The following is a 22,836-nucleotide window of genomic DNA, read 5'->3' on the forward strand; positions in this document are numbered from 1 at the left end:
GCGCGCGGTGGTCTTCCCGGCGCTGCGCGTGGGAGTCATCACAATCGTTCCAGCAGTCCCCGGCCGGTGCGGCCTGCAGTTCGAAATCCGCTTCCACGCCAGGTACCGTGCTTGGTCGGCGAACGGCCAGGGGACCGTTCGGCGCAGTCTTCGCGACCCACGAAACCCCCGAGACGGAGGTAACGGGATTGACCGATCTGTCCGCCACCACCGATGTGACGGACCGCCCCAGCGGCGCCGCCGAATCCGGTGTCCAGGACCGGATTCGCGACTACCTGGACCGCACCGCGCCGGAGACGCCCTGCCTGGTCGTGGACCTGGCCGCGGTGCGCCGCAACTACCAGGCGCTGCGCTCGGCCTTGCCCGACGCCAGGATCTGCTACGCGGTCAAGGCCAATCCCGCCCCCGAGGTGGTCGCCACCCTCGCCGCTCTCGGGTCCTCGTTCGACGTCGCCAGCCCCGGTGAGATCGACCTCTGCCTCGCCCAGGGCGCGAGCCCGGAGTCCATCTCCTACGGCAACACGATCAAGAAGCCCCGCGACATCGCCCGCGCCCACCGGCTCGGCGTGCGCCTGTTCGTCACCGACAGCGAGGCCGACCTGCTCAACATCGCCGAGTCGGCTCCCGGCTCGCAGGTGTTCTGCCGCGTCCTGGTCGACAACAAGGGTTCGCGCACCCCGTTCGGCCGCAAGTTCGGGTGCACGCCGCAGACCGCCGTCCGGTTGCTGCGCCGCGCCGCCGAGCTCGGCCTCGACCCCTACGGCGTGTCGTTCCACATCGGATCGCAGCAGCTCGACCCGTCGGCCTGGGAACACGGAATCCGGGCCGCCCGCGAGGTTTTCGACGGCCTGGCCGAGCACGGCGTCACACCGCGGATGGTGAACCTCGGGGGCGGACTGCCCGCCTCCTACACCGAGTCCGCGCCGCCGCTGGGCGACTACGCCGAGCACATCGAGCGGGCGCTGGACCGGCATTTCGGCGCGCGGCGCCCGGAACTGCTCATCGAGCCGGGCAGGCAGGTCGTCGGCGACGCCGGGGTGCTGCGCACCGAGGTCGTGCTCGTCACCGCGTCGGCGGGCGACGACCGCCGCTGGGTCTACCTGGACGTGGGCCGCTACAACGGGCTCGCCGAGACCGAGGGCGAGGCCATCACCTACCGGCTGCGGACCTCCCGCGACGGCGACGAGTGCGGCCCGGTCGTGCTGGCCGGCCCCACCTGCGACGGCGACGACGTGCTGTACCAGCACACGCGCTACGACCTGCCGCTGACGCTGCGCGGCGGCGACCGGGTCGACCTGCTGAGCGCGGGCGCCTACACCGCGAGCTACTCGTCGGTGTGCTTCAACGGCATCGCCCCGCTGCCCACGCACTGCATCGACGGCGACGAACTCGCCTGATCAGGGCATTGCCGAGTTTTCCCCGCAAGCGGAATCTGCGAAACGATGGGAGGTCGATAGATGTCGATTGACACCGGGACCCTGCAACCGGTCGGTCTGTTCACCGGCCAGCACGTCCTCGCTGAACTTGAGGGCGTCGATCCGGATCTGCTCGACGACGAGCAGTTCCTGCGGGACACGCTGCAGAGCGCGTTGGACCGGTCGTACGCCACGGTGTGCGAGATGATCGCCAGGCGGTTCGAGCCGCAGGGCGTCACCGTGCTGGCACTGCTGTCGGAGTCCCACGCTTCGATGCACACCTACCCGGAGAACGGCTCGATCTTCATCGACGTCTTCACCTGCGGGCACACCGCGCAGCCGGAGCGGGCGGTGGCGCTGCTCGCCGAGGCGTTGAGCCCCACGGCGGTGAATACTCAGACCATTCACCGCGGCCACGACTACCCGGCGTCGTGATCGCCGCCCGGACTCCCAGAAGGAGGAGCACACCTTGATCGAACTCGATGGGCACCGGTGGATCCAGGAGCCGATGGGCGATGGAATGCGGCGCCTGTGGCGGATCGACGAGGTGCTGTGGGAGGGCGACACCGCGTTCCAGCACGTGGTGATCGGCCGCACCGACCAGGGGATCTCGCTGTTCTGCGACGACGACCGGCAGAGCACCGAGTTCTCCCAGCTCGTCTACCACGAGGCGATGATGGTCCCGGCGTTCCTCCTCGCCGAGAAGGTGCAGCGGGTGCTGATCATCGGCTCCAGCGAGGGCGTGGCGAGCAAGATGTCGGTGCAGGCGGGCGCGACCCGCGTCGACCACGTCGACATCGACAGCGAGTGCGTGAAGGTCTGCGCCGAGCACCTGCCCTACGGCTACACCGCCGAGGAGCTGCCCGGGGTGGAGAACGGTGACGGCCCGATCGCGCTGCACTACGCCGACGGCTGGAGCTTCCTCGACCAGGCGCCGCCGGAGGGCTACGACATCGTCGTGGTCGACCTGCCCGACGAGCGCGAGGACGAGACCGACGGCCAGCACAACCGGCTCTACGGCCTGGAGTTCATCCAGCGGTGCCAGACCGTGCTGTCGCCGGGCGGTGTCGTCGCGGTCCAGGCCGGCTGCCCGACGGTGTGGCGGAACAAGACGCTGATCCGCGCCTACAACCGGTTCCGCTCGATCTTCGACACCGTGTCGTACTTCGGCTCCGACGAGCACGAGTGGGCGTTCCTGTTCGGCCGCGTCGAGCCGATCGACGACCCGACCAACGTCATGCTGGAGTCGTTCCCGAACAGCTCGTACCGGCCGGAGTCGATCGACGACGCGAGCCTCATCGGCTGCACCGTGCCGCCGTACTCGCTGCGCAACCAGGACTGAGCGCACCTGCAGGCGCCTCCACCCGCCGAAGCGGGAGGAGGCGCCTTCGTGCGTCCGGGGCCAGTGGACGTTGGCGACAGCACGTCGAAACGCAAGCGTCCACACCGGACCCGCTTCCGGTTCCTCCTCAGCACCGCCCGTCACCCCGCCGGCCTGGGCGTGGCGCACCCAGGTACCGCTCGCCCCTGCCTGACCCACCGCTCCGCGGTGAGACTGGCCGACGACAGCAGGGAGGAAGAACCGATGCAACGCAGGACTCTGGGCCGAACCGGGATCTCGGTCAGCAAGTACGCGCTGGGCACGATGATGCTCGGCCAGTGGGGCAACGCCGACCACGACGACGCGGTGCGGCTCGTGCACACCGCCCTCGACGCGGGCGTCAACCTCGTCGACACCGCCGACATGTACTCCCACGGCGAGTCCGAGCGAATCGTCGGCAAGGCGCTGCGCGGCAGGCGGGACGACGTGGTGCTGGCGACCAAGGGCTTCTTCCCGATGGGGGAGGACCCCAACCGCGGTGGCGGCTCGCGCCGGTGGATCACCCGCGCGGTCGAGGACAGCCTGCGCAGGCTCGGCACCGACCGCATCGACCTGTACCAGATCCACCGCCCCGACCCGGCCACCGACATCGACGAGACCCTGTCGGTGCTGTCCGACCTGGTGCGCGCCGGCAAGATCATGGCCATCGGCTCGTCGGACTTCCCCGCCGAGCAGATCGTGGAGGCGCGGTGGGTCGCGCAGCGCCGCAACCACATCGCCTTCCACACCGAGCAGCCGCCGTACTCGGTGTTCGTGCGGGGCATCGAGCGGTCGGTGCTGCCGACCGCGCGGAAGTACGGCATGGGCGTGCTCACCTGGAGCCCGCTCAACAGCGGCTGGCTGACCGGGCGCTACCGGCGCGGCACCGAGATCGAGCTCAACGAGTTCCGGCGGCTCATCGCGCACAAGTTCGACCTCGACCTGGCGGGCAACCAACGCAAGCTCGACGCCGTCGAGGAGCTGCTGGCGCTGGCCGACGCCGCCGGCGTCTCGCTGACGCACCTGGCGCTGGCCTTCGCCGCCTCGCACGCCGCCGTGACGTCGGTGATCCTCGGCCCGCGCACCGTCGAGCAGCTCCACGACGTGCTGGGCGCGGCCGAGGTGGCCCTCGACGACGAGGTGCTCGACCGGATCGACGAGATCGTCGCGCCCGGCACGGACCTCAACCCCGCCGACATCGACTACGCCCCGCCGCACATGACCTCCGCCGGCCTGCGCCGCCGTCCGCCGGCCGAGCGGTAGCGCCGGCTACTCGCCGGCCGGCCGGCTGGCGGCCGAGGCTGGACGGGCATCGCCCTGCACACAACCCGGAGCCGCACATGGCTCCGGAGATCGCCCTGTACCCCGCTCGCCAGCCCGCCCGTCTGCGGCCCTCCTCCAGGCCCGCAGCGGGACTGTTCGCAGACGTCAGAGGTCGGTCGAGTCGTCGGACGTGCGGTGCAGGTACGGGTGCATGCCGGTGCCGGTGTCCCGCGGTTCGAACCACTGGTCGAACGTCAGCCCGCGCTCGCGGAACTGCTCCTCCAACCGCGCGCTCATGGCGTCGGGCGAGTCCTCGAGCGCCATGAAGTCGACCAGGTACAGGTCCTCGTGGTCGGTGCCCGCGAACGCCTTGCCCGCGAAGGCGGCGAACACCGGTTCGCCGTCCTCCCAGCTCATCAGCTCGGCGGCCTCCAGCAGCACCTGCGCCTCGTTGATGAACAGCCGCAACGCCAGCGCCTCGGCGACGGTGCGCGGCGGCGTCCACGACGGCTCGGTGAGCCGGGCCGCCACCGCCGCCGAGGACAGCAGGAACGCCCGCGCGAACCACGCATCGTAGCGGTGCTCGTAGCAGGGCGGCAGCTCCTCCAGGACCAGCAGCCCGACCGCGTCGTCGGCGGAGGCGTTGTTGACCGCCAGCGCCAGCTCGTCGTAGAAGATCTCGTCGGTGACCACCCGCACGGCGTGGATCAGCGCCCCGGCCGCCAGCCGCGCGGTCTGCGGCGAGCTGGTGCCGAAAACGTCGAGGTCGAAGGCCCGCAACCCGCCTGCCAGCTCGTCGAGCTTGATCCGCCAGTGCTCGGTGTCGAGCGACGACTCCTCCTCGCCCGCGCTCTCCAGCGCCTCCTCGACGGCGGCCTCCAGCCCGGTGTCGCCGGCGTCCCGGCCGACCGCCTCTGCGGCCGCCAGGCTCTGGTTGAACTCGTCCTCTGTGATGCGTACCTCGGAGTGCGCCACGCTCCAGCCGACCAGCAGCTCGCTTTCCCCGATGAGCTCGTTGAGCACCATCGCGGCGGCCTCCTCGGCGGGGAGCAGCCCGGGGGCGTCCAGCGCCAGCACGACGCTCGCGCCGTTCGGGTGCACGGTGATGCGGTAGTCCAGGACGTCGATGTCGGCCTCCGCGGGCCCGGAGACGCCCTCGACCAGCGCCAGCTGGCGGTCCAGGAGCGCGGCCACCCCCTCACGCTGCAACGGGTCCAGGTCGCTGGCTTCGACCGGCGGTTCGAGCTCCGCCGTCACCACGTAGTCCACCGCTTCTCGCTCTCTTCCTCGGGCGGTTGGGGCGATCGTACGTCCGGTGTCCGGCCCGGACCCACTGATCGGCCGCGGCGACGAGATTTGGTCAACCAGCCCCGCGGCCACGCCCCGGGGGCACCGGGCGAGCGCCCTCATCAGCGATGATGTGCGGCGTGACGACGACTGTGACCGTATTCGGCAGCTGCAACATGGACCTGGTGGCCTACGTGGGCACGGCACCCGGACGGGGGGAGACCGTGCTGGGACGCGAGTTCACCACCGTCCCCGGCGGCAAGGGCGCCAACCAGGCGCTGGCCGCGGCCAAGGCAGGCGCGGCGGTGCACATGATCGGCGCGGTGGGCCGCGACGAGTTCGGCGAGCAGATCCGCGCGAGCCTGGCAGGGTCCGGGGTGGACACCAGCGCCCTGCGCGCCGTCGACGGCCGCAGCGGCACCGCGCACATCACCGTCGACGACGACGGCGGCAACTCCATCATCGTGGTCCCGTCGGCCAACGCCACTGTGGATGGTCTGGCGCCCGGCGACGAGGAGCTGATCGCGGCGTCGGGAAGTCTGCTGCTGCAACTGGAGATCCCGTTCGAGGGGGTGGCCGCGGCAGCCGCCGCGGGGCGCCGCAACGGCGTCCGAGTTGTGTTGACCCCGGCACCTGCCGCCGAGCTCCCCGACGACGTCCTGTCCAACGTGGACCTGCTGGTGCCCAACGAGCACGAGGCGGAGGCGCTGGTGGGCGAGCACGACCCGAAGCGGGCGCTGGCCGCGCTGCTGGAGCGGGTGCCGGAGGTCGTGATCACGCTCGGTGGCCGCGGTTCGCTCTACGGCAGCCGCGGCGGTGAGGTCGTGGAGATGCCGAGCTTCCCGGTCCGGGCCGTGGACACCACCGCCGCGGGTGACACCTTCGCGGGCGTGCTCAGCGTGGCCCTCGGCGAGGGCGCCGGCATCCGCGAGGCGCTGCGCCGGGCCTCGGCCGCGGCCGCGCTGTCGGTGCAGCGGAACGGGGCCAGCAGTTCGATGCCGACCAGGCAGGAGATTGCGGACTTTCTGGCCTCTGTTTGATGTACCGCGCCCACCCCGGGCGTGCGCCGCAGCAATTACTGACGGCTTCTCGGGCCATCACGAACAGTAAGTCCGGTGAAGGCTGCGCGGGTGGCCGGTTTCAATGCCGGCCGGGTGCCGGCCACCCGCGATGAGCACTCACTGAGCGTTGTCGTAGGCCTCGACCACCTCGGACGGAATACGGCCGCGGTCGGAAACCTGCATGCCCTGTTCCCTGGCCCATTCGCGAATGGCCTGGTTGCGCTCGCGGTCGGCGGCACTGGGCGCGGAGGCGGGCTTGTTCGCCTTGCCCCCGGGGCGCTTGCGCCCGCCGGTGCGACGCGCGCTGGCCACGTAAGACGCCAGCGAGTCGCGGAGTTTGGCGGCATTCTCCTTCGACAGGTCAATTGAGTAGCTGACCCCGTCCAGGCCGAACTCGACCGTGGACTCCGCTTCCGAACCGTCGACATCGTCGACAAGCTGAACGGTGACCTTCTGCGCCACTGTAACCCTCGATTCCGGATCGTTTATCGTGCGTCTTCGCAACACCCTACGGCGAAGATCGAGCGAACAATAAACGATTGTTGCGAGAATGTTCCACTCGCGTCCGCCACGTCCCGCCGGGCAAGCCCGGCACTGTGCTTCAGATTACTTTCTCGATTTCGAACGCGTTGGCTACGGTGTGCTGGCAGTGGGGCACGACGTGGTGGCGCACCGCGCACGTGACCCGCACGGCGGTTATCGGCCGTCTGAGGTGCTGTTCTATCGTTGAAGTACGAGACAACAGCGATCCCACGTGCTACAACGTGGTCAGGGTCGCAGGAGTCTCGCCTGCAAGTGTCGCGGATCGAGGCGGGGCACGTTCCCGAGACAGGTGATCATGGCCGAGCGGATTCAGGTCGAACTCGTCGACGACATCGACGGGTCCCCAGCCCAGCACACCGTCACTTTCGCGCTTGACGGCGTGACCTATGAAATCGACCTGAGCGAGCGGAATGCGCAGCGCTTGCGTGCGGTCTTCGAGCGCTACATCGAGCGCGCCAGGTCGCCGCAGGGCGCGCCGCGCAGCACCCGTGCGCAGGAGCGGGAGGAGCGCGAGACCAGGCAGGCCAACCGCCAGCTCACCGAGCAGATCCGCGGCGCCGCCCAGCGCACCCGCGAGCACCTGAACCAGAAGGCGCAGGAGGCCGCGGCCGCCGTCGACGAACCCGGCGAGGAAGCCGGGGAACTGCCGGCGCTGCAACTGAGCCAGGAAGAGTCCGTGCAGCAGGAATCCCCGGTTCCCGCGGTTTCGCTGCCGCAGTTCTCCTCCGCGGTGGACTGACCGCCGAAGGATTTCCGCCGGGCGCGTGAACCCGTCCCGGTGAACCTCTGCGGTCTTCCGCCCGCGGCGCGCCGTCCGACTACTCAAGGTTCCGGGCCGGTCACGAAGCATTTACATGCCGGCACCGCCGCCGTACCGTTTCGTCGATCAACGAATCGGGAGGCCGGTGTTGCGAGAGCGGTCCGGGCGGTACGCGATGGCGGCCGTGCTGGCCGCCGTCTGCGCGACGACCGGGTGCGCCCCGCTGGTCGACGTCGAACGCACCGCCGCTGAGCTGCGGACTTCGGTGCAGGCGCCGACGGTGCGCGGCGGCGAGGCGGTCATCGCCCTCGACCAGGAACCCGACCGCCTCGACCCGACCCTGGCCACGACGCTGGCCGGCAGGCAGGTCTTCGCGGGTCTGTGCGAGAAGCTCTACGACGTCGACCAGGCAGGCCGGATCGTCCCGCAGCTCGCCACCGAGTTACCCCGGGCGTCCGCCGACGGACGTGAGCTCACCATCCCGCTGCGCCCGGGTGTCCGGTTCAACGACGGCACGCCCTTCGACGCGGCCGCGGTCAAGAGGAGCCTGGACCGCCACCGCGAGCTCGACGGCTCATCCCGCCGCGTGGAGCTCTCCGCGGTCGCCTCCGTCGAGGTCGCCGACCCCGCGACCGTCCGGCTGCGCCTGACCACGCCGTCGGCGCCGCTGCCCAGCGTGCTGGCCGACCGCGCCGGGATGGTCATGTCGCCGGCTCAGCTGGACAGGCTCGGCGAGAACTTCTCCGACCACCCCGTCTGCGTCGGCCCCTTCGAGTTCGTCGAACGCGTCGCCCAGGACCGGATCGTGTTGCGGCGCAGCGACTTCTACTACGGCCGCGACCACGTGATGCTGGACCGCCTGGTCTACCGGGCGGTCCCGGACGACAACATCCGCCTGGCCAACCTGCGCTCCGGCGAGTTCGACGTCGTGTGGGAGGCCGGGCCGCCGGAAGTGCCGATCCTCGCCAGGGATTCCGACGTCGTGCTGCTCAACACACCCTCGGTGCAGTACATGGGCATCACGGTGAACATCGCCAACGTGGGCGGGTCGACCGGTCCGGTGCCGGGGCCGCTCGCCGCCGACCCGCGGGTCCGGGAGGCGCTGTCGCTGTCCATCGACCGCGCCACGCTGAACAAGATCTCATTCAACGGCCTCTACCGGCCCGCCTGCGGGCCGATCCCGCCGACCAGCGAGTTCGCCACCCCGCGGACCCAGGCGTGCCCGCCGCACGACGTCGGACGCGCCAGGCGGCTGCTCGCCGAGGCGGGCGTGCGCACCCCGCTGCGGGTGGAGCTGATGCTGGCCAACGACTCGGCGCAGAACCGCACCGGCCAGGTCATCCAGGCGATGGCCGCGCGGGCGGGCTTCGACGTCGTGCTCCGCCCGACCGAGTCGACCAGCGCCATCGCGGCGGCCAAGAAGGGCCGGTTCGAGACGTTCCTGATCGGCTGGTCCGGGCGCCCCGACCCCGACGGCAACATCGCCGTGATGCACACCGAGGGCAGCCCGCAGAACTACAGCGGCCACTCCACACCCGAGACCGACGCGCTGATCGCGCGGGCCGCCGCCGAGCAGAACCCGGACCGCCGCCGCGGGCTCTACGAGCTCGTCGTCGAGGACCTGCACGAGCGCAACAACGTCATCTACCTCTACCGCCAGCAGTACTACACCGCGCACTCCGCGGATCTGGCCGGCGTCGCGGTGTACCCGGACGGGATCATGCGGATGGCCGGCGCCGGCTACCGGGCGCACGAGGGTTGACGACATGCCGCGCGGTTACGCCTTCAGCCGGATCCTCCAGTCGCTGGTGACGCTCGTGCTGGTCTCGCTGGTCGTGTTCGCCGGGCTGCGGGCCCTGCCGGGTGACCCCGCCGTCGCGCTGGCCGGTCCGGAGGCCGACGACGCCGCGATCGAGCAGATCCGCCACTCCTACGGGCTGGACCAGCCGCTGCCGGTGCAGTACGCCACCTGGCTCGGCCGCGCGGTCCGGGGCGACTTCGGCGAGTCGGCCACCACCGGCCTGCCGATCGGCGAGATCATCCTCGGCCGCATCCCGGTGACCCTCGAGCTCGCGGTGCTCAGCCTGCTGTTCGCCGCGCTGGTCGGGCTCGCCGCGGGTGTCGTCTCGGCGGTGCGCCGCGGCGGTCCGCTCGACTGGCTCGGCAACGGGCTGTCGCTGTTCGGCCTGTCCATCCCCAACTTCTGGCTCGGCCTGATGTGCGTGCTGGTCTTCGCGGTGTGGCTGGGTGTGCTGCCCGCGTCGGGATTCGTGCCGTTCACCGAGTCGCCGTGGGAGAACCTGGAACGGATGGTGCTGCCCGCGTTCGTGCTCGGCAGCGGCCTGGCGGCGGTGCTGATGCGCCAGATGCGATCGTCCATGTTGGACTCGCTCGGCTCCGACTACGTGCGCACCGCGCGGGCCAAGGGCGCGGGCGAGTGGCGCGTCGTCGGCGTGCACGGGCTCCGCAACAGCCTGATCACGGTCATGACGATCCTGGGCCTGCAACTGGGCGCGCTGATCTCCGGTGCGGTGGTTACCGAGCAGATCTTCGTGCTGCCCGGCTTCGGCAAGCTGATGGTGGACTCGGTGTTCACCAGGGACTTCCCGGTGATCCAGGCCGCGGTGCTGGTGACCGCGGCCGGCTACATCGCGGTCAACCTCGCCGTCGACCTGCTCTACTCGGTGGTCGATCCCCGGATCAGGGTGCGCGGAGGTGCGCGGTGACGCATGCGGCCGCCGTCAGCGGCTCCCGCAGGGTGCTGCGACGCCTCGTCCGCCACCGGACCGGCGTCGTCGGTCTGGTGCTCAGCGCCGCGCTGGTGCTCGCGGCGGTGGCGGTGCCGCTGATCGCGCCGACGGACCCGGCGGCGGTCGACTTCAACCGCGTGTTGCAGCAGCCTTCGGCGTCGGCCTGGCTCGGCACCGACGAGCTCGGCCGCGACCAGCTCTCCCGCGTCCTGCACGGCATCCGCGCCTCGCTGACCGTCGGGGTGCTCTCGGTGCTGCTCGCGCTCGTGGTCTCGGTGCCGCTCGGGCTGGTGGCCGGGTACTACCGCGGCGTCGTCGACTCCGTCGTCTCCCGGATCACCGACACCCTGCTGGCCTTCCCGTTCCTGGTGCTCGCCGTCGGCCTCGCCGCGGTCCTCGGCGCGTCGCTGCTCAACGCCGCCATCGCCATCGGCGTGTCCCAGGTGCCCAACCTCATCCGCGTCGTGCGCGGCGAGACCCTGCGCCTGTCCAGCGAGGCCTACGTCGACGCCGCCGTCGCGGCGGGCGCCCGAGGCGGCGCGGTGCTGTTCGGCCACGTCCTGCCGAACGCGGTCAACGCGCTGCTTGTCCAAATCACCGTCGCGATCCCGGCGGCCATCATCGGCGAGGCGCTGCTGTCGTTCCTCGGGCTCGGCGTGCAGCCGCCGTCGCCGTCGCTCGGGGTGATGCTCTCGGCGGCCCAGACCTACTTCGCCCAGGCGCCGTGGCTGGTGGTCTTCCCCGGCCTGGCGGTGGTGCTGGCGACGCTCGGCTTCAACCTGCTCGGCGACGGCCTGCGCGACGCCCTGGACCCGAAGGGGAACCGATGACGGTGCTGGCGTTCTCCGGCCTGTCGGTGCGCTTCCGCACCGAGAGCGGCACGACCGACGCCGTCCGGGACGTGGACTTCGCGCTCGAGCCCGGCGAGGTCCTGGCGGTGGTGGGCGAGTCGGGGTCGGGCAAGAGCGTGACCGCGATGGCGGCCCTCGGCCTGCTGCCGCCCAACGCCGAGGTGACCGGAAGCATCCGCGTCGACGGCTCGGAAGTCGTCGGGCGCACCCCGCGCGAGCTGCGCCGCATCCGGGGCGGCGAGCTGGCGATGATCTTCCAGGAACCGATGACCTCGCTGAACCCCGTGTTCACCATCGGCTGGCAGATCGCCGAAGCCGTCCGGATGCACACCGACCTGTCGCGGTCGAGAGCACGCGCTCGGGCCGTCGAGCTGCTCGAAGCCGTCGGCATCCCCGAACCGCGCCGCCGCCTGCGCCACTACCCGCACCAGCTCTCCGGAGGGCAGCGGCAGCGGGTGATGATCGCGATGGCGCTGGCCTGCGAGCCCAAGGTGCTCATCGCCGACGAACCGACGACCGCGCTCGACGTCACGGTCCAGGCCGGGATCCTGGCCCTGCTGCGCGACCTGCGCGACCGGCTCGGCATGACGATCCTGCTGATCACCCACGACATGGGCGTGGTCGCCGACCTGGCCGACCGGGTCGTGGTGATGTACCGCGGCGAGGTCGTCGAGCAGGCGTCCGTCGAGGAACTGTTCGCCGAGCCCGGACACGAGTACACGCGGACACTGCTCTCGGCCGTGCCCCGCCTGGACGAGAAGCCGGACGCGACCGCCGAGCCCGCCGAGACCCCGGTGCTGGAAGTCCACGACCTCGCCATGGCCTACGGCGGGCAGCGGGTCGTCGACGGCGTGTCCCTGCGCATCGGACGCGGGCAGACCCTCGGCCTGGTCGGGGAGTCCGGATCGGGCAAGTCGACCGTCGGCCGCTGCGTGACCAGGCTGGCCGAACCCGTCGCGGGCCGGGTCGTGCTGAACGGTCAGGACATCACGCATCTCCCGGCGCGCCGCCTGCGCCCGCTGCGCCGCAAGCTCGGCATCGTCTTCCAGGACCCGGGGTCGTCGCTCGACCCGCGCATGAGCATCGGCGACAGCATCGCCGAACCCCTCCGCCTGCATCGCGCAGCCCGCGGCCGGGCACTGGAACGCCGCGTCGCCGGCCTGCTCGACGCCGTCGAGCTGAGCGCGGGCATGCGCGGCAGGCACCCGCACGAGCTGTCCGGAGGGCAACGGCAGCGGGTGAGCATCGCCCGCGCCCTGGCATTGGACCCCGAACTGCTCGTCGCCGACGAACCCACCAGCGCCCTGGACGTCTCCGTGCAGGACGCCGTCCTCGAGCTCCTGCTCGACCTGCAGCGCAAGCTCGGCTTCGGCTGCCTGTTCATCAGCCACGACCTGGCCGTGGTCAACCTGCTGGCGAGCCGGGTCGCGGTGATGCACCGCGGCACGATCGTCGAGGCGGGCGAGACGGCGCGGGTGCTCGGCGAGCCAGAGCACGCCTACACCCGGCGCCTGCTCGACGCCGCGCCGATCCCGGACCCGGTCCGCCAGCGCGAACGCCGGCTCGCCTCGCGCGCGTGACGCCCGCGCGAAGCACAACCGCACCGCGACTCCTGGGAGGCAGCGGTGCGGTTGTGGAGGCCGGTCAGTCCTCGGCGCGATGCCTGCGGCCGCCGCCTCCGCGCGCGGCCGTGGACTTGGAGGACGACTTCGCTCCCTCCTCGCCGCCCCGTTCAGCGCGCTCGGTCAGCGCCGCCGCGAACTCCGGGGGCGCGCTGGGGCCCCAGTTGCTCGCTTCCGGATCGATCAGCGTCTGCTGCAGCTCGGTGTAGATCGGTGTCGAGTCCACTGCTACCCCCGTTCCGACGGATCGGATCAAGAGGCTACCCGCGCTCGGGCCCCGTACCGGACGACCGGAAGATGACCACCCGAACGTGCAACTTGCGCACCGCTGTGACCCCGTATCGGGTGGCTCCGCCCCAAGATCGGCTCTGACCTGGTGTTTTGTTGTTAATGGGGGGTGGTGTTCAGGGGGTGTTCAGGGTGCTGTAGATTTTCTCTTGTCAGCGCGGAACGGGCCGGACGGAGAAACGGGCCGGGCACTGACGGGGGTTGCGAACCAAGCTCCTGCCTTCGGGTGGTAGAGTGGGCGGCCTTGAAACACGAATGAGCTTTGATAGCTTGACTGGTGTTGACAACTCAAATGCAGTGCTCGTTCGGTGAGCGCGGTGGGAAACGGGAAAGGCCGACCCCCCTGAAATCGCCGAAAATCGGGTCTGCTAGAGTGGTGGACACAAGCGAGAGGAAATGCTCCCCGGAGCTTCGCGGCCTGAAAATGGGGTCGGGGTGATGGTGTGGGTGTGTTCTTTGAGAACTCAACAGCGTGCCGATGATTTAGGTTAGTGTAGATTGTATGCCCCTGGATCTCGTGAACGGCCTTGATGGTTGTTTGTGGGGTTTGGTGGTTTCTTTGAGTATGGCGCTCCGGCCCTGTGGGGTTGTTTGAGTGTCTGCTGGGATTGTTTTCGACAGTCATTGTTGGAGAGTTTGATCCTGGCTCAGGACGAACGCTGGCGGCGTGCTTAACACATGCAAGTCGAACGCTGAAGCATCTTCGGGTGTGGATGAGTGGCGAACGGGTGAGTAACACGTGGGTAATCTGCCCTGCACTCTGGGATAAGCCCGGGAAACTGGGTCTAATACCGGATAGGACACATGGCCGCATGGTCTGTGTGTGGAAAGTTCCGGCGGTGCAGGATGAGCCCGCGGCCTATCAGCTTGTTGGTGGGGTGATGGCCTACCAAGGCGACGACGGGTAGCCGGCCTGAGAGGGTGACCGGCCACACTGGGACTGAGACACGGCCCAGACTCCTACGGGAGGCAGCAGTGGGGAATCTTGCGCAATGGGCGAAAGCCTGACGCAGCAACGCCGCGTGGGGGATGACGGCCTTCGGGTTGTAAACCTCTTTCGACATCGACGAAGCCTTCGGGTGACGGTAGGTGTAGAAGAAGCACCGGCTAACTACGTGCCAGCAGCCGCGGTAATACGTAGGGTGCGAGCGTTGTCCGGATTTATTGGGCGTAAAGAGCTCGTAGGCGGTTTGTCGCGTCGTTCGTGAAAACTGGAGGCTTAACCTTCAGCTTGCGGTCGATACGGGCAGACTTGAGTTCGGTAGGGGAGACTGGAATTCCTGGTGTAGCGGTGAAATGCGCAGATATCAGGAGGAACACCGGTGGCGAAGGCGGGTCTCTGGGCCGATACTGACGCTGAGGAGCGAAAGCGTGGGGAGCGAACAGGATTAGATACCCTGGTAGTCCACGCCGTAAACGTTGGGCGCTAGGTGTGGGGACTGTTTCCACGGTTCCTGTGCCGTAGCTAACGCATTAAGCGCCCCGCCTGGGGAGTACGGCCGCAAGGCTAAAACTCAAAGGAATTGACGGGGGCCCGCACAAGCGGCGGAGCATGTGGATTAATTCGATGCAACGCGAAGAACCTTACCTGGGTTTGACATGCACTAGACTGCCTCAGAGATGGGGTTTCCCTTGTGGTTGGTGTACAGGTGGTGCATGGCTGTCGTCAGCTCGTGTCGTGAGATGTTGGGTTAAGTCCCGCAACGAGCGCAACCCTTGTCCTGTGTTGCCAGCACGTAATGGTGGGGACTCGCGGGAGACTGCCGGGGTCAACTCGGAGGAAGGTGGGGATGACGTCAAGTCATCATGCCCCTTATGTCCAGGGCTTCACACATGCTACAATGGCCGGTACAGAGGGTTGCGATGCCGTGAGGTGGAGCGAATCCCTTAAAGCTGGTCTCAGTTCGGATCGGGGTCTGCAACTCGACCCCGTGAAGTCGGAGTCGCTAGTAATCGCAGATCAGCATTGCTGCGGTGAATACGTTCCCGGGCCTTGTACACACCGCCCGTCACGTCATGAAAGTCGGTAACACCCGAAGCCCATGGCCCAACCCTTTGGGGGGGAGTGGTCGAAGGTGGGACTGGCGATTGGGACGAAGTCGTAACAAGGTAGCCGTACCGGAAGGTGCGGCTGGATCACCTCCTTTCTAAGGAGCAGCATCACGTCCATCGACAGTTGTCTGTTGGTGGGGTGTCCATGGTGGGCAAGGCGAGTGTTCTTGCGCTGTGGGTGCTCGGAGGATTAGTGGAAACGCTGACCGTTGGTCTTGTTGTTCAAGGCTTGAAGATCGTTTGGCACGTTGTTGGGTCCTGAGGGAACACACTGTGTGTGGGCTCGTCTGGTTGTTGTTTGAGAACTGTATAGTGGATGCGAGCATCTTTGTGGCCAAGTTTGAAAGGGCACATGGTGGATGCCTTGGCACCAGGAGCCGATGAAGGACGTGGGAGGCTGCGATATGCCTCGGGGAGTTGTCAACCGAGCTGTGATCCGAGGATGTCCGAATGGGGAAACCCAGCCCGAGTGATGTCGGGTTACCAGCATCTGAATGTATAGGGTGTTGGGGGGAACGCGGGGAAGTGAAACATCTTAGTACCCGTAGGAAGAGAAAACACTGGTGATTCCGTGAGTAGTGGCGAGCGAAAGCGGAGGAGGCTAAACCGTGCATGTGGGATACCTGGCAGGGGTTGCGTGTGCGGTGTTGTGGGGCGCTGCTGGAGGAGGCTGCTGACTCTTCAGCGTGTGTGTGTTGGTTAGTTGAACAGGTTGGGATGCCTGGCCGGAGTGGGTGAGAGTCCCGTAGGCGAAAACCGATATGCCGCGTGTGGTGGTGTTCCCGAGTAGCAGCGTTTCCGTGGAGGGCGCTGTGAATCTGGCGGGACCACTCGCTAAGCCTAAATACTTCCTGGTGACCGATAGCGGATAGTACCGTGAGGGAATGGTGAAAAGTACCCCGGGAGGGGAGTGAAAGAGTTCCTGAAACCGTGTGCCTACAATCCGTCAGAGCCTTTGGGTGATGGCGTGCCTTTTGAAGAATGAGCCTGCGAGTTGCTGCTGCGTGGCGAGGTTAACCCGTGTGTGGGGTAGTCGGAGCGAAAGCGAGTCTGAAGAGGGCGTTTGAGTCGCGTGGTGCAGACCCGAAGCGGGGTGATCTACCCATGGCCAGGGTGAAGCGCGGGTAAGACCGTGTGGAGGCCCGAACCCACCAGGGTTGAAAACCTGGGGGATGAGTTGTGGGTAGGGGTGAAAGGCCAATCAAACTCCGTGATAGCTGGTTCTCCCCGAAATGCATTTAGGTGCAGCGTTGCGTGTTTCCCGGGTGGGGTAGAGCACTGGTTGGCTGATGGGCCCTATCAGGTTACTGACGTCAGCCAAACTCCGAATACGCCTTGGGTGAAGCGTGGCAGTGAGACGGCGGGGGAGAAGCTTCGTCGTCGAGAGGGAAACAGCCCAGAACACCGGCTAAGGCCCCTAAGTGTGTGCTTAGTGGGAAAGGATGTGGGATCGCTGAGACAACCAGGAGGTTGGCTTAGAAGCAGCCATCCTTGAAAGAGTGCGTAATAGCTCACTGGTCAAGTGGTCCTGCGCCGACAATGTAGCGGGGCTGAAGTACACCGCCGAAGCCGTGTCAATGCGATTGAGGTCGTGTTGGGTAGGGGAGCGTCCTGCATGCTGTGAAGTGCCGCCGTAAGGTTGGTGTGGAGTGTGTGGGAGTGAGAATGCAGGCATGAGTAGCGAGTGCAGAGTGAGAATCTCTGCCGCCGGATGACTAAGGGTTCCTGGGGCAGGTTCGTCCGCCCAGGGTGAGTCGGGGCCTAAGGCGAGGCCGACAGGCGTAGTCGATGGATAACGGGTTGATATTCCCGTACCCGTGCGCATGCGTCCATGGTGAAACGGTTGAGACTAACCATCCGCTGGCTGTGTGAGTCTTCGGACGAGCGTAGTTGGTGCATGGGACCTGATTCCGCGGTAGTCAAGTGATGGGGTGACGCAGGAGGGTAGCTCTGCCAGTGAGTGGTAGTACTGGTGTAAGCCTGTAGCCCGGTGTGTAGGTAAATCCGCGCACCATTGGGGTGAGGGGTGATGCGTAGCCGTGGTGGTGAAGTGAGTGATCCCATGCTGCCGAGAAAAGCCTCTAGCGAGTGTGTGCATGGCCCGTACCCGAAACCGACACAGGTGGTCAGGTAGAGTATACCGAGGCGGTCGGGTGAACTGTGGTTAAGGAATTCGGCAAAATGCCCCCGTAACTTCGGGAGAAGGGGGGCCACTGCTGGTGAACGCCCGTGCGGTGGGAGCTGGTGGTGGCCGCAGAGGCCAGGGAGAAGCGACTGTTTATTAAAAACACAGGTCCGTGCGAAGTCGTAAGACGATGTATACGGACTGACGCCTGCCCGGTGCTGGAACGTTAAGAGGACCCGTTAGCCTCCTTGTGGGGTGAAGCGGAGAATTTAAGCGCCAGTAAACGGCGGTGGTAACTATAACCATCCTAAGGTAGCGAAATTCCTTGTCGGGTAAGTTCCGACCTGCACGAATGGCGTAACGACTTCTCCGCTGTCTCGACCACAGGCCCGGTGAAATTGCAGTACGAGTAAAGATGCTCGTTTCGCGCGGCAGGACGGAAAGACCCCGGGACCTTTACTATAGCTTGGTATTGGTGTTTGGTTCGGCTTGTGTAGGATAGGTGGGAGACTGGGAAGCGCTCACGCTAGTGGGTGTGGAGTCGTTGTTGAAATACCACTCTGGTCGTTCTGGGCATCTCAACCTCGGGCCCTGATCGGGTTCAGGGACAGTGCCTGGTGGGTAGTTTAACTGGGGCGGTTGCCTCCTAAAGGGTAACGGAGGCGCCCAAAGGTTCCCTCAGCCTGGTTGGCAATCAGGTGTTGAGTGTAAGTGTATAAGGGAGCTTGACTGTGAGACTGACGGGTCGAGCAGGTGCGAAAGCAGGGACTAGTGATCCGGCACTGGCTGGTGGAAGCGGTGTCGCTCAACGGATAAAAGGTACCCCGGGGATAACAGGCTGATCTTGCCCAAGAGTCCATATCGACGGCATGGTTTGGCACCTCGATGTCGGCTCGTCGCATCCTGGGGCTGGAGTTGGTCCCAAGGGTTGGGCTGTTCGCCCATTAAAGCGGCACGCGAGCTGGGTTTAGAACGTCGTGAGACAGTTCGGTCCCTATCCGCCGCGCGCGTAGGAGACTTGCGGAAGGCTGTCCCTAGTACGAGAGGACCGGGACGGACGGACCTCTGGTGTGCCAGTTGTCCCGCCAGGGGCATGGCTGGTTGGCTATGTTCGGAAGGGATAACCGCTGAAAGCATCTAAGCGGGAAGCCTGTTCCTAGATGAGGTCTCCCTCCCCTTTGTGGGTTAAGGCCCCCAAGAGATGATTGGGTTGATAGGCTCGACATGGAAGTCCAGTAATGGATGGAGTGGACGGGTACTAATAGGCCGAGGACTTGTTCACAAAGATTGCTGCGCATCCACTATACGGTGTCTGAAACAACAACCAGGTTGGTTGTTGTGGCATCTAATTGAATGGTTTGTGATGGACCCTTGAGGTTTCCTGCCACGGTGGTGGTGGGGTGGGGTTTGTCGGTGGCGATAGCGGTGGGGAAACGCCCGGTCCCTTTCCGAACCCGGAAGCTAAGCCTGCCAGCGCCGATGGTACTGCACTCGACAGGGTGTGGGAGAGTAGGACACCGCCGACAATCAACTGATGATGGTGGGGTCACCCGACTTCGGGTGGCCCCACCATTCTGTTTTGCGGCTTGTGGCCGTGTGGTGGGGGGAGGGTGTGCCCGGGACCGGGTGGATCTTCCCCCTCTTTTGGTGTGTGTGAGCGTGTGTGGGGGGTGCCCGAGTGGCAGCCGCCCTTTTTTGTTGGTGCTGGTGTGCAGAGCTGGTTGTGGGCGGGAGCCGGCGGGCCGGTCGGGTTTACAGTGGCGGGCGTGAGCACCAGCACTGATGGCACAGGACAGTCGGGGCGTGGTCTGAAGCCCCGCAGCGGTGACGTGACCGAGGGGATCGAACGTGCTGCGGCGCGGGGGATGCTCCGGGCGGTCGGGATGCAGGACGCCGACTTCGCGAAGCCCCAGATCGGGGTGGCGTCCTCGTGGAACGAGATCACGCCGTGCAACCTGTCGTTGCAGCGGCTCGCGCAGGCGAGCAAGGAAGGTGTGCACGCGGCCGGCGGCTTCCCGATGGAGTTCGGGACGATCTCGGTCTCGGACGGGATCTCGATGGGTCACGTCGGCATGCACTACTCGCTCGTGTCCCGCGAGGTCATCGCCGACTCCGTCGAGACGGTGATGGAGGCGGAGCGGCTCGACGGGTCCGTGCTGCTCGCCGGCTGCGACAAGAGCCTGCCGGGCATGCTGATGGCCGCGGCGCGCCTGGACGTCGCGGCGGTCTTCGTCTACGCCGGGTCGATCCTCCCCGGGCGGGTCGACGACCGCGAGGTCACCATCATCGACGCGTTCGAGGCGGTGGGCGCCTGCGCCCGCGGCCTGATCAGCGAGGCCGAGGTCGACCGCATCGAACGCGCCATCTGCCCGGGAGAGGGCGCGTGCGGCGGCATGTACACCGCGAACACCATGGCCTGCGCGGCAGAGGCGATGGGCATGTCGCTGCCGGGATCGGCGAGCCCGCCGTCGGTAGACCGGCGGCGCGACGCCGGAGCCCGGGAGGCCGGGCGCGCGGTGGTCGGGATGATCGAGCGCGGACTGACCGCGCGGCAGATCCTGACCAAGGAGGCGTTCGAGAACGCCATCGCCGTTGTGATGGCGTTCGGTGGCTCCACCAATGCCGTGCTGCACCTGTTGGCGATCGCGCGGGAAGCCGAGGTCGACCTGACGCTCGACGACTTCAACCGCATCGGTGACCGCGTCCCGCACCTCGCCGACGTCAAGCCCTTCGGTCGGCACGTGATGACCGCGGTGGACCGGATCGGTGGCGTGCCGGTCGTGATGAAGGCCCTGCTCGACGCCGGGTTGCTGCACGGCGACTGCATGACGGTCACCGGGAAGACGGTGGCCGAGAACCTCGCCGAGCTGGATCCGCCGGAGCTCGACGGTGAGGTCCTGCACAAGCTGTCGAACCCGCTGCACCCGACCGGCGGGCTGACGATTCTGCGCGGATCGCTCGCCCCGGAAGGTGCGGTGGTCAAGAGCGCCGGGTTCGACTCCGCCACTTTCGAAGGCACGGCGCGGGTTTTCGACGGCGAGCAGGGTGCGATGGACGCCGTCGAAGACGGCTCGTTGAAGGCCGGCGACGTGGTGGTGATCCGGTACGAAGGGCCGCGCGGTGGTCCGGGTATGCGCGAGATGCTCGCGGTCACCGGTGCCATCAAGGGCGCGGGCCTGGGCAAGGACGTCCTGCTGCTGACGGACGGCCGTTTCTCCGGCGGTACCACGGGGCTGTGCATCGGTCACGTGGCTCCCGAGGCGACCGACGGCGGGCCGATCGCGTTCGTGCGCGACGGGGACCCGATCCGGCTCGACCTGGCGGGCCGGACGCTCGACCTGCTGGTGGACGAAGCCGAACTCGCGCGCCGGAAGGAAGGCTGGGTGCCGCGGGAGCCGAAGTTCCGGCAGGGCGTGCTCGGGAAGTACGCGCGGCTGGTCCGGTCGGCGGCGGTGGGCGCGGTCTGCTCCTGAGAGACGCTCGCGCGTCTGTCCAGACGACAGCCGGGGCGGCGGCCGAACGTGGGCGCGGGTCTGCTCCCGGGAGACGCCGGCGCGTCTGTCAGTCCAGACGACAGTGGATCGGTGCAGGTCGCAGCTTACTGCTGGTGGAGCGGCCAACTGCCCGTGCGGTGGCCTCTGCGGGTAGACAGGCCTACTGCTGGTGCGGAGGCGGAGCGATCGGGGGCTGCCGTGGGGTTCCCGGAGCTGACGGGTAGCCAGGTGCGCCCGTGTACCCGGGCGCGGACGCGTGTCCATGGGCCTGCGGGTGGGCGGGGGCGTGGGGAGTCGGTCCTGCCTGCTGCGGCTGGGCCTGCTTGACCAGCTCGTCGGCCTCGGCCCACGGCACCTGCGCGGTGGCGCCGCACCAGGTGCACGTCAGCGCGTGCTTGATGTGGACGGGGAACAGGGGGATGAAGAAGAGGGTGAACTTGGTGACGCCCTTGTTCAGCGTGGTCGCGCACACCTGGTTGCAGTTGCGGCAGTGCAGGAGCAGGTTCGCCACTCGATGCACGGTCCGCCGCGTGCCGAAGATGATCACGTTTCCCCCCGTGGAGCCAGGACAAGTCCTGCGGGAAACCGTATGCGAGAGACTCCGCTTGCGGCGCGGATCGGGAAATGTGACCCAAAGGCGGCTGGGCAATCTGTCCCAGGCTTGCCGCGGCAATGTGGTCCCGGACTGACCGTGGTGGCGTGGTCCAGGACTGACCGTGCTGGCGTGATCCCGGATTGATCGTGGTGGCGTGGTCCCGGATGACCGCATTGGCGCAAGCCGACGCCAGCCGGGGGTCCGCGGCCGGGCGCTGGTGGGAGTCGTCGCGCCCGGCCGCGGAGGCTCGGTGGGGTGTCAGTCCCAGTCGAGGGCGCCGCCGGACTGGTACTCGATGACCCTGGTCTCGAAGAAGTTCTTCTCCTTCTTCAGGTCCATGGCCTCCGACATCCACGGGAAGGGATTCGCGGTTTCGGGGAACACCGGTTCCAGGCCGAGCTGGGCGCATCGGCGGTTGGTGATGAACCGCATGTACTCCTCGCAGAGGCCGGCGTTGAGGCCGAGGATGCCGCGCGGCATCGTGTCGCGGCCGTAGGCCACCTCGAGCTCGCAGGCCTCGGTGAGCATCGTGCGGACTTCCTCCTGGAACTCCGGCGTCCACAGGTGCGGGTTCTCGATCTTGATCTGGTTGATGCAGTCGATGCCGAAGTTCAGGTGGATCGACTCGTCGCGCAGGATGTACTGGTACTGCTCGGCGATGCCGACCATCTTGTTGCGCCTGCCCAGCGACAGGATCTGGGCGAACCCGGTGTAGAACCACATGCCTTCGAAGATCACGTAGAAGGCAACCAGGTCGCGCAGGAAAGCCTGGTCGGCCTCGGGGGTACCGATCTCGAAGTCCGGGTTCTCCAGGTTCTGCGTGTAGCGCAGGGCCCAGGCGTCCTTGTCGGAGATCGACGGGATCTCCCGGTACATGTTGAACAGCTCGCCCTCGTCCAGGCCGAGGCTTTCGCAGATGTACTGGAAGGTGTGGGTGTGCACGGCCTCCTCGAACGCCTGGCGCAGCAGGTACTGCCGGCACTCGGGGTTGGTGATGTGCCGGTACACCGCCAGGACGATGTTGTTGGCCACCAGCGACTCGGCGGTGGCGAAGAAACCGAGGTTGCGCTTGAGCATCATCCGCTCGTCGTCGGTGAGGCCGTCGCGGGACTTCCAGAGCGCGATGTCGGCCTGCATCGACACCTCGGTGGGCATCCAGTGGTTGTTGCAGCCGGCGAGGTACTTCTCCCACGCCCAGCCGTACTTCAGCGGCAGCAGCTGGTTGACGTCGGCACGCGAGTTGATCATCGCCTTCTCGGCGACGTCCACACGTCCGCCGTCGCGGTCGATCTCACCGAGACCGGATGACGCGTTCGGCGCGGTCGCGGAATCAATGCTCATCGGGAATTCCCCTTGAAGATGGTTGGCCG

Annotated in this window: 16 protein-coding genes and 3 rRNA genes; 14 read left to right on the top strand and 5 right to left on the bottom strand. The window is 67.2% G+C overall.

The features are described 5' to 3' along the window. The first annotated feature begins 188 nt into the window (after window positions 1-188). The 4 genes from SACE_RS06180 (at window position 189) to SACE_RS06195 (ending at window position 4,038) form a co-directional block, all read left to right on the top strand. Window positions 189-1,397 (top strand): type III PLP-dependent enzyme, encoded by a 1,209-nt coding sequence (locus SACE_RS06180; protein WP_009945392.1) that lies wholly within the window; start codon window positions 189-191, stop codon window positions 1,395-1,397. 60 nt (window positions 1,398-1,457) lie between these two features. Then, window positions 1,458-1,850 (top strand): adenosylmethionine decarboxylase, encoded by a 393-nt coding sequence (speD, locus tag SACE_RS06185; RefSeq protein WP_009945391.1) that lies wholly within the window; start codon window positions 1,458-1,460, stop codon window positions 1,848-1,850. A 34-nt stretch (window positions 1,851-1,884) separates the two neighbouring features. Continuing rightward, a complete protein-coding gene (locus SACE_RS06190) occupies window positions 1,885-2,757 on the top strand; it encodes a spermidine synthase (protein ID WP_009945390.1) in 873 nt (290 codons plus the stop codon). Between the two features lie 243 nt (window positions 2,758-3,000). Next, window positions 3,001-4,038 (top strand): aldo/keto reductase, encoded by a 1,038-nt coding sequence (locus tag SACE_RS06195; protein ID WP_009945389.1) that lies wholly within the window; start codon window positions 3,001-3,003, stop codon window positions 4,036-4,038. Between the two features lie 165 nt (window positions 4,039-4,203). On the opposite strand, the gene SACE_RS06200 is transcribed toward SACE_RS06195, so the two are convergent. Further along, window positions 4,204-5,307 carry a hypothetical protein gene (locus SACE_RS06200; RefSeq protein ID WP_009945388.1) on the bottom strand — a complete coding sequence of 368 codons (1,104 nt, stop codon included), beginning with the start codon at window positions 5,305-5,307 and terminating at the stop codon, window positions 4,204-4,206. 158 nt (window positions 5,308-5,465) lie between these two features. Between SACE_RS06200 and rbsK the strand changes: the two genes are divergently transcribed. Continuing rightward, window positions 5,466-6,365 carry a ribokinase gene (rbsK, locus tag SACE_RS06205; RefSeq protein WP_029621514.1) on the top strand — a complete coding sequence of 300 codons (900 nt, stop codon included), beginning with the start codon at window positions 5,466-5,468 and terminating at the stop codon, window positions 6,363-6,365. Between the two features lie 138 nt (window positions 6,366-6,503). Here the strand turns inward: rbsK and SACE_RS06210 are convergent, their stop codons facing one another. Next, a complete protein-coding gene (locus SACE_RS06210; RefSeq protein WP_009945385.1) occupies window positions 6,504-6,848 on the bottom strand; it encodes a histone-like nucleoid-structuring protein Lsr2 in 345 nt (114 codons plus the stop codon). 376 nt (window positions 6,849-7,224) lie between these two features. Between SACE_RS06210 and SACE_RS06215 the strand changes: the two genes are divergently transcribed. From SACE_RS06215 to SACE_RS06235, 5 genes are all read left to right on the top strand, one after another. Further along, window positions 7,225-7,668, top strand: coding sequence for a histone-like nucleoid-structuring protein Lsr2 (locus SACE_RS06215; RefSeq protein ID WP_011873311.1), 444 nt, complete (start codon window positions 7,225-7,227; stop codon window positions 7,666-7,668). Between the two features lie 166 nt (window positions 7,669-7,834). After that, window positions 7,835-9,451: an ABC transporter substrate-binding protein gene (locus tag SACE_RS06220; protein ID WP_009945383.1), complete on the top strand. Its 1,617-nt coding sequence runs from the start codon at window positions 7,835-7,837 to the stop codon at window positions 9,449-9,451. A 4-nt stretch (window positions 9,452-9,455) separates the two neighbouring features. Then, the gene (locus SACE_RS06225; RefSeq protein ID WP_009945382.1) at window positions 9,456-10,415 is read left to right on the top strand and encodes an ABC transporter permease; all 960 of its coding nucleotides are present in this window, start codon (window positions 9,456-9,458) and stop codon (window positions 10,413-10,415) included. Further along, on the top strand, window positions 10,412-11,269 hold the full coding sequence (locus tag SACE_RS06230) for an ABC transporter permease (protein WP_009945381.1): 858 nt from the start codon (window positions 10,412-10,414) through the stop codon (window positions 11,267-11,269). The genes SACE_RS06225 and SACE_RS06230 overlap by 4 nt, the downstream gene beginning before the upstream one ends. Next, complete coding sequence (locus SACE_RS06235) at window positions 11,266-12,870, top strand: ABC transporter ATP-binding protein (protein WP_009945380.1); 1,605 nt, start codon at window positions 11,266-11,268, stop codon at window positions 12,868-12,870. The genes SACE_RS06230 and SACE_RS06235 overlap by 4 nt, the downstream gene beginning before the upstream one ends. A 64-nt stretch (window positions 12,871-12,934) precedes the next feature. Here the strand turns inward: SACE_RS06235 and SACE_RS06240 are convergent, their stop codons facing one another. Further along, entirely contained in the window at window positions 12,935-13,138 is a 204-nt protein-coding gene (locus SACE_RS06240; protein ID WP_009945378.1) for a hypothetical protein, read from the bottom strand. Between the two features lie 686 nt (window positions 13,139-13,824). On the opposite strand from SACE_RS06240, the gene SACE_RS06245 reads away from it, so the two are divergent. The 4 genes from SACE_RS06245 to ilvD all read left to right on the top strand — a co-directional run bounded on the left by SACE_RS06245 (window position 13,825) and on the right by ilvD (window position 20,850). After that, window positions 13,825-15,347, top strand: a 16S ribosomal RNA gene (locus tag SACE_RS06245). A gap of 237 nt (window positions 15,348-15,584) precedes the next feature. After that, window positions 15,585-18,659: ribosomal RNA gene (locus SACE_RS06250) — 23S ribosomal RNA — on the top strand. Between the two features lie 127 nt (window positions 18,660-18,786). Next, window positions 18,787-18,903: ribosomal RNA gene (gene rrf, locus SACE_RS06255) — 5S ribosomal RNA — on the top strand. Together the 16S, 23S and 5S rRNA genes form the textbook arrangement of a ribosomal RNA operon. A 240-nt stretch (window positions 18,904-19,143) precedes the next feature. Continuing rightward, window positions 19,144-20,850, top strand: a complete 1,707-nt coding sequence (gene ilvD / locus SACE_RS06260) for a dihydroxy-acid dehydratase (protein ID WP_009947975.1) — start codon at window positions 19,144-19,146, stop codon at window positions 20,848-20,850. Window positions 20,851-21,031: 181 nt separating this feature from the next. Here ilvD and SACE_RS06265 read toward each other — a convergent pair whose 3' ends face one another. Together SACE_RS06265 and SACE_RS06270 are read right to left on the bottom strand one after the other, a co-directional pair. After that, a complete protein-coding gene (locus tag SACE_RS06265; protein ID WP_231849934.1) occupies window positions 21,032-21,382 on the bottom strand; it encodes a zinc ribbon domain-containing protein in 351 nt (116 codons plus the stop codon). A gap of 342 nt (window positions 21,383-21,724) precedes the next feature. Next, window positions 21,725-22,807: a ribonucleotide-diphosphate reductase subunit beta gene (locus tag SACE_RS06270; protein ID WP_009947973.1), complete on the bottom strand. Its 1,083-nt coding sequence runs from the start codon at window positions 22,805-22,807 to the stop codon at window positions 21,725-21,727. Window positions 22,808-22,836 lie beyond the last annotated feature (29 nt).

The organism is Saccharopolyspora erythraea NRRL 2338, assembly GCF_000062885.1.
Taxonomy (GTDB): Bacteria; Actinomycetota; Actinomycetes; order Mycobacteriales; family Pseudonocardiaceae; genus Saccharopolyspora_D; species Saccharopolyspora_D erythraea.

Coding starts and splice junctions, on each gene's coding strand:
- speD (WP_009945391.1), top strand. CDS start 1,458: ATGTCGATTGACACCGGGACCCTGCAACCGGTCGGTCTGTTCACCGGC.
- SACE_RS06225 (WP_009945382.1), top strand. CDS start 9,456: ATGCCGCGCGGTTACGCCTTCAGCCGGATCCTCCAGTCGCTGGTGACG.
- SACE_RS06195 (WP_009945389.1), top strand. CDS start 3,001: ATGCAACGCAGGACTCTGGGCCGAACCGGGATCTCGGTCAGCAAGTAC.
- SACE_RS06235 (WP_009945380.1), top strand. CDS start 11,266: ATGACGGTGCTGGCGTTCTCCGGCCTGTCGGTGCGCTTCCGCACCGAG.
- SACE_RS06270 (WP_009947973.1), bottom strand. CDS start 22,807: ATGAGCATTGATTCCGCGACCGCGCCGAACGCGTCATCCGGTCTCGGT.
- SACE_RS06215 (WP_011873311.1), top strand. CDS start 7,225: ATGGCCGAGCGGATTCAGGTCGAACTCGTCGACGACATCGACGGGTCC.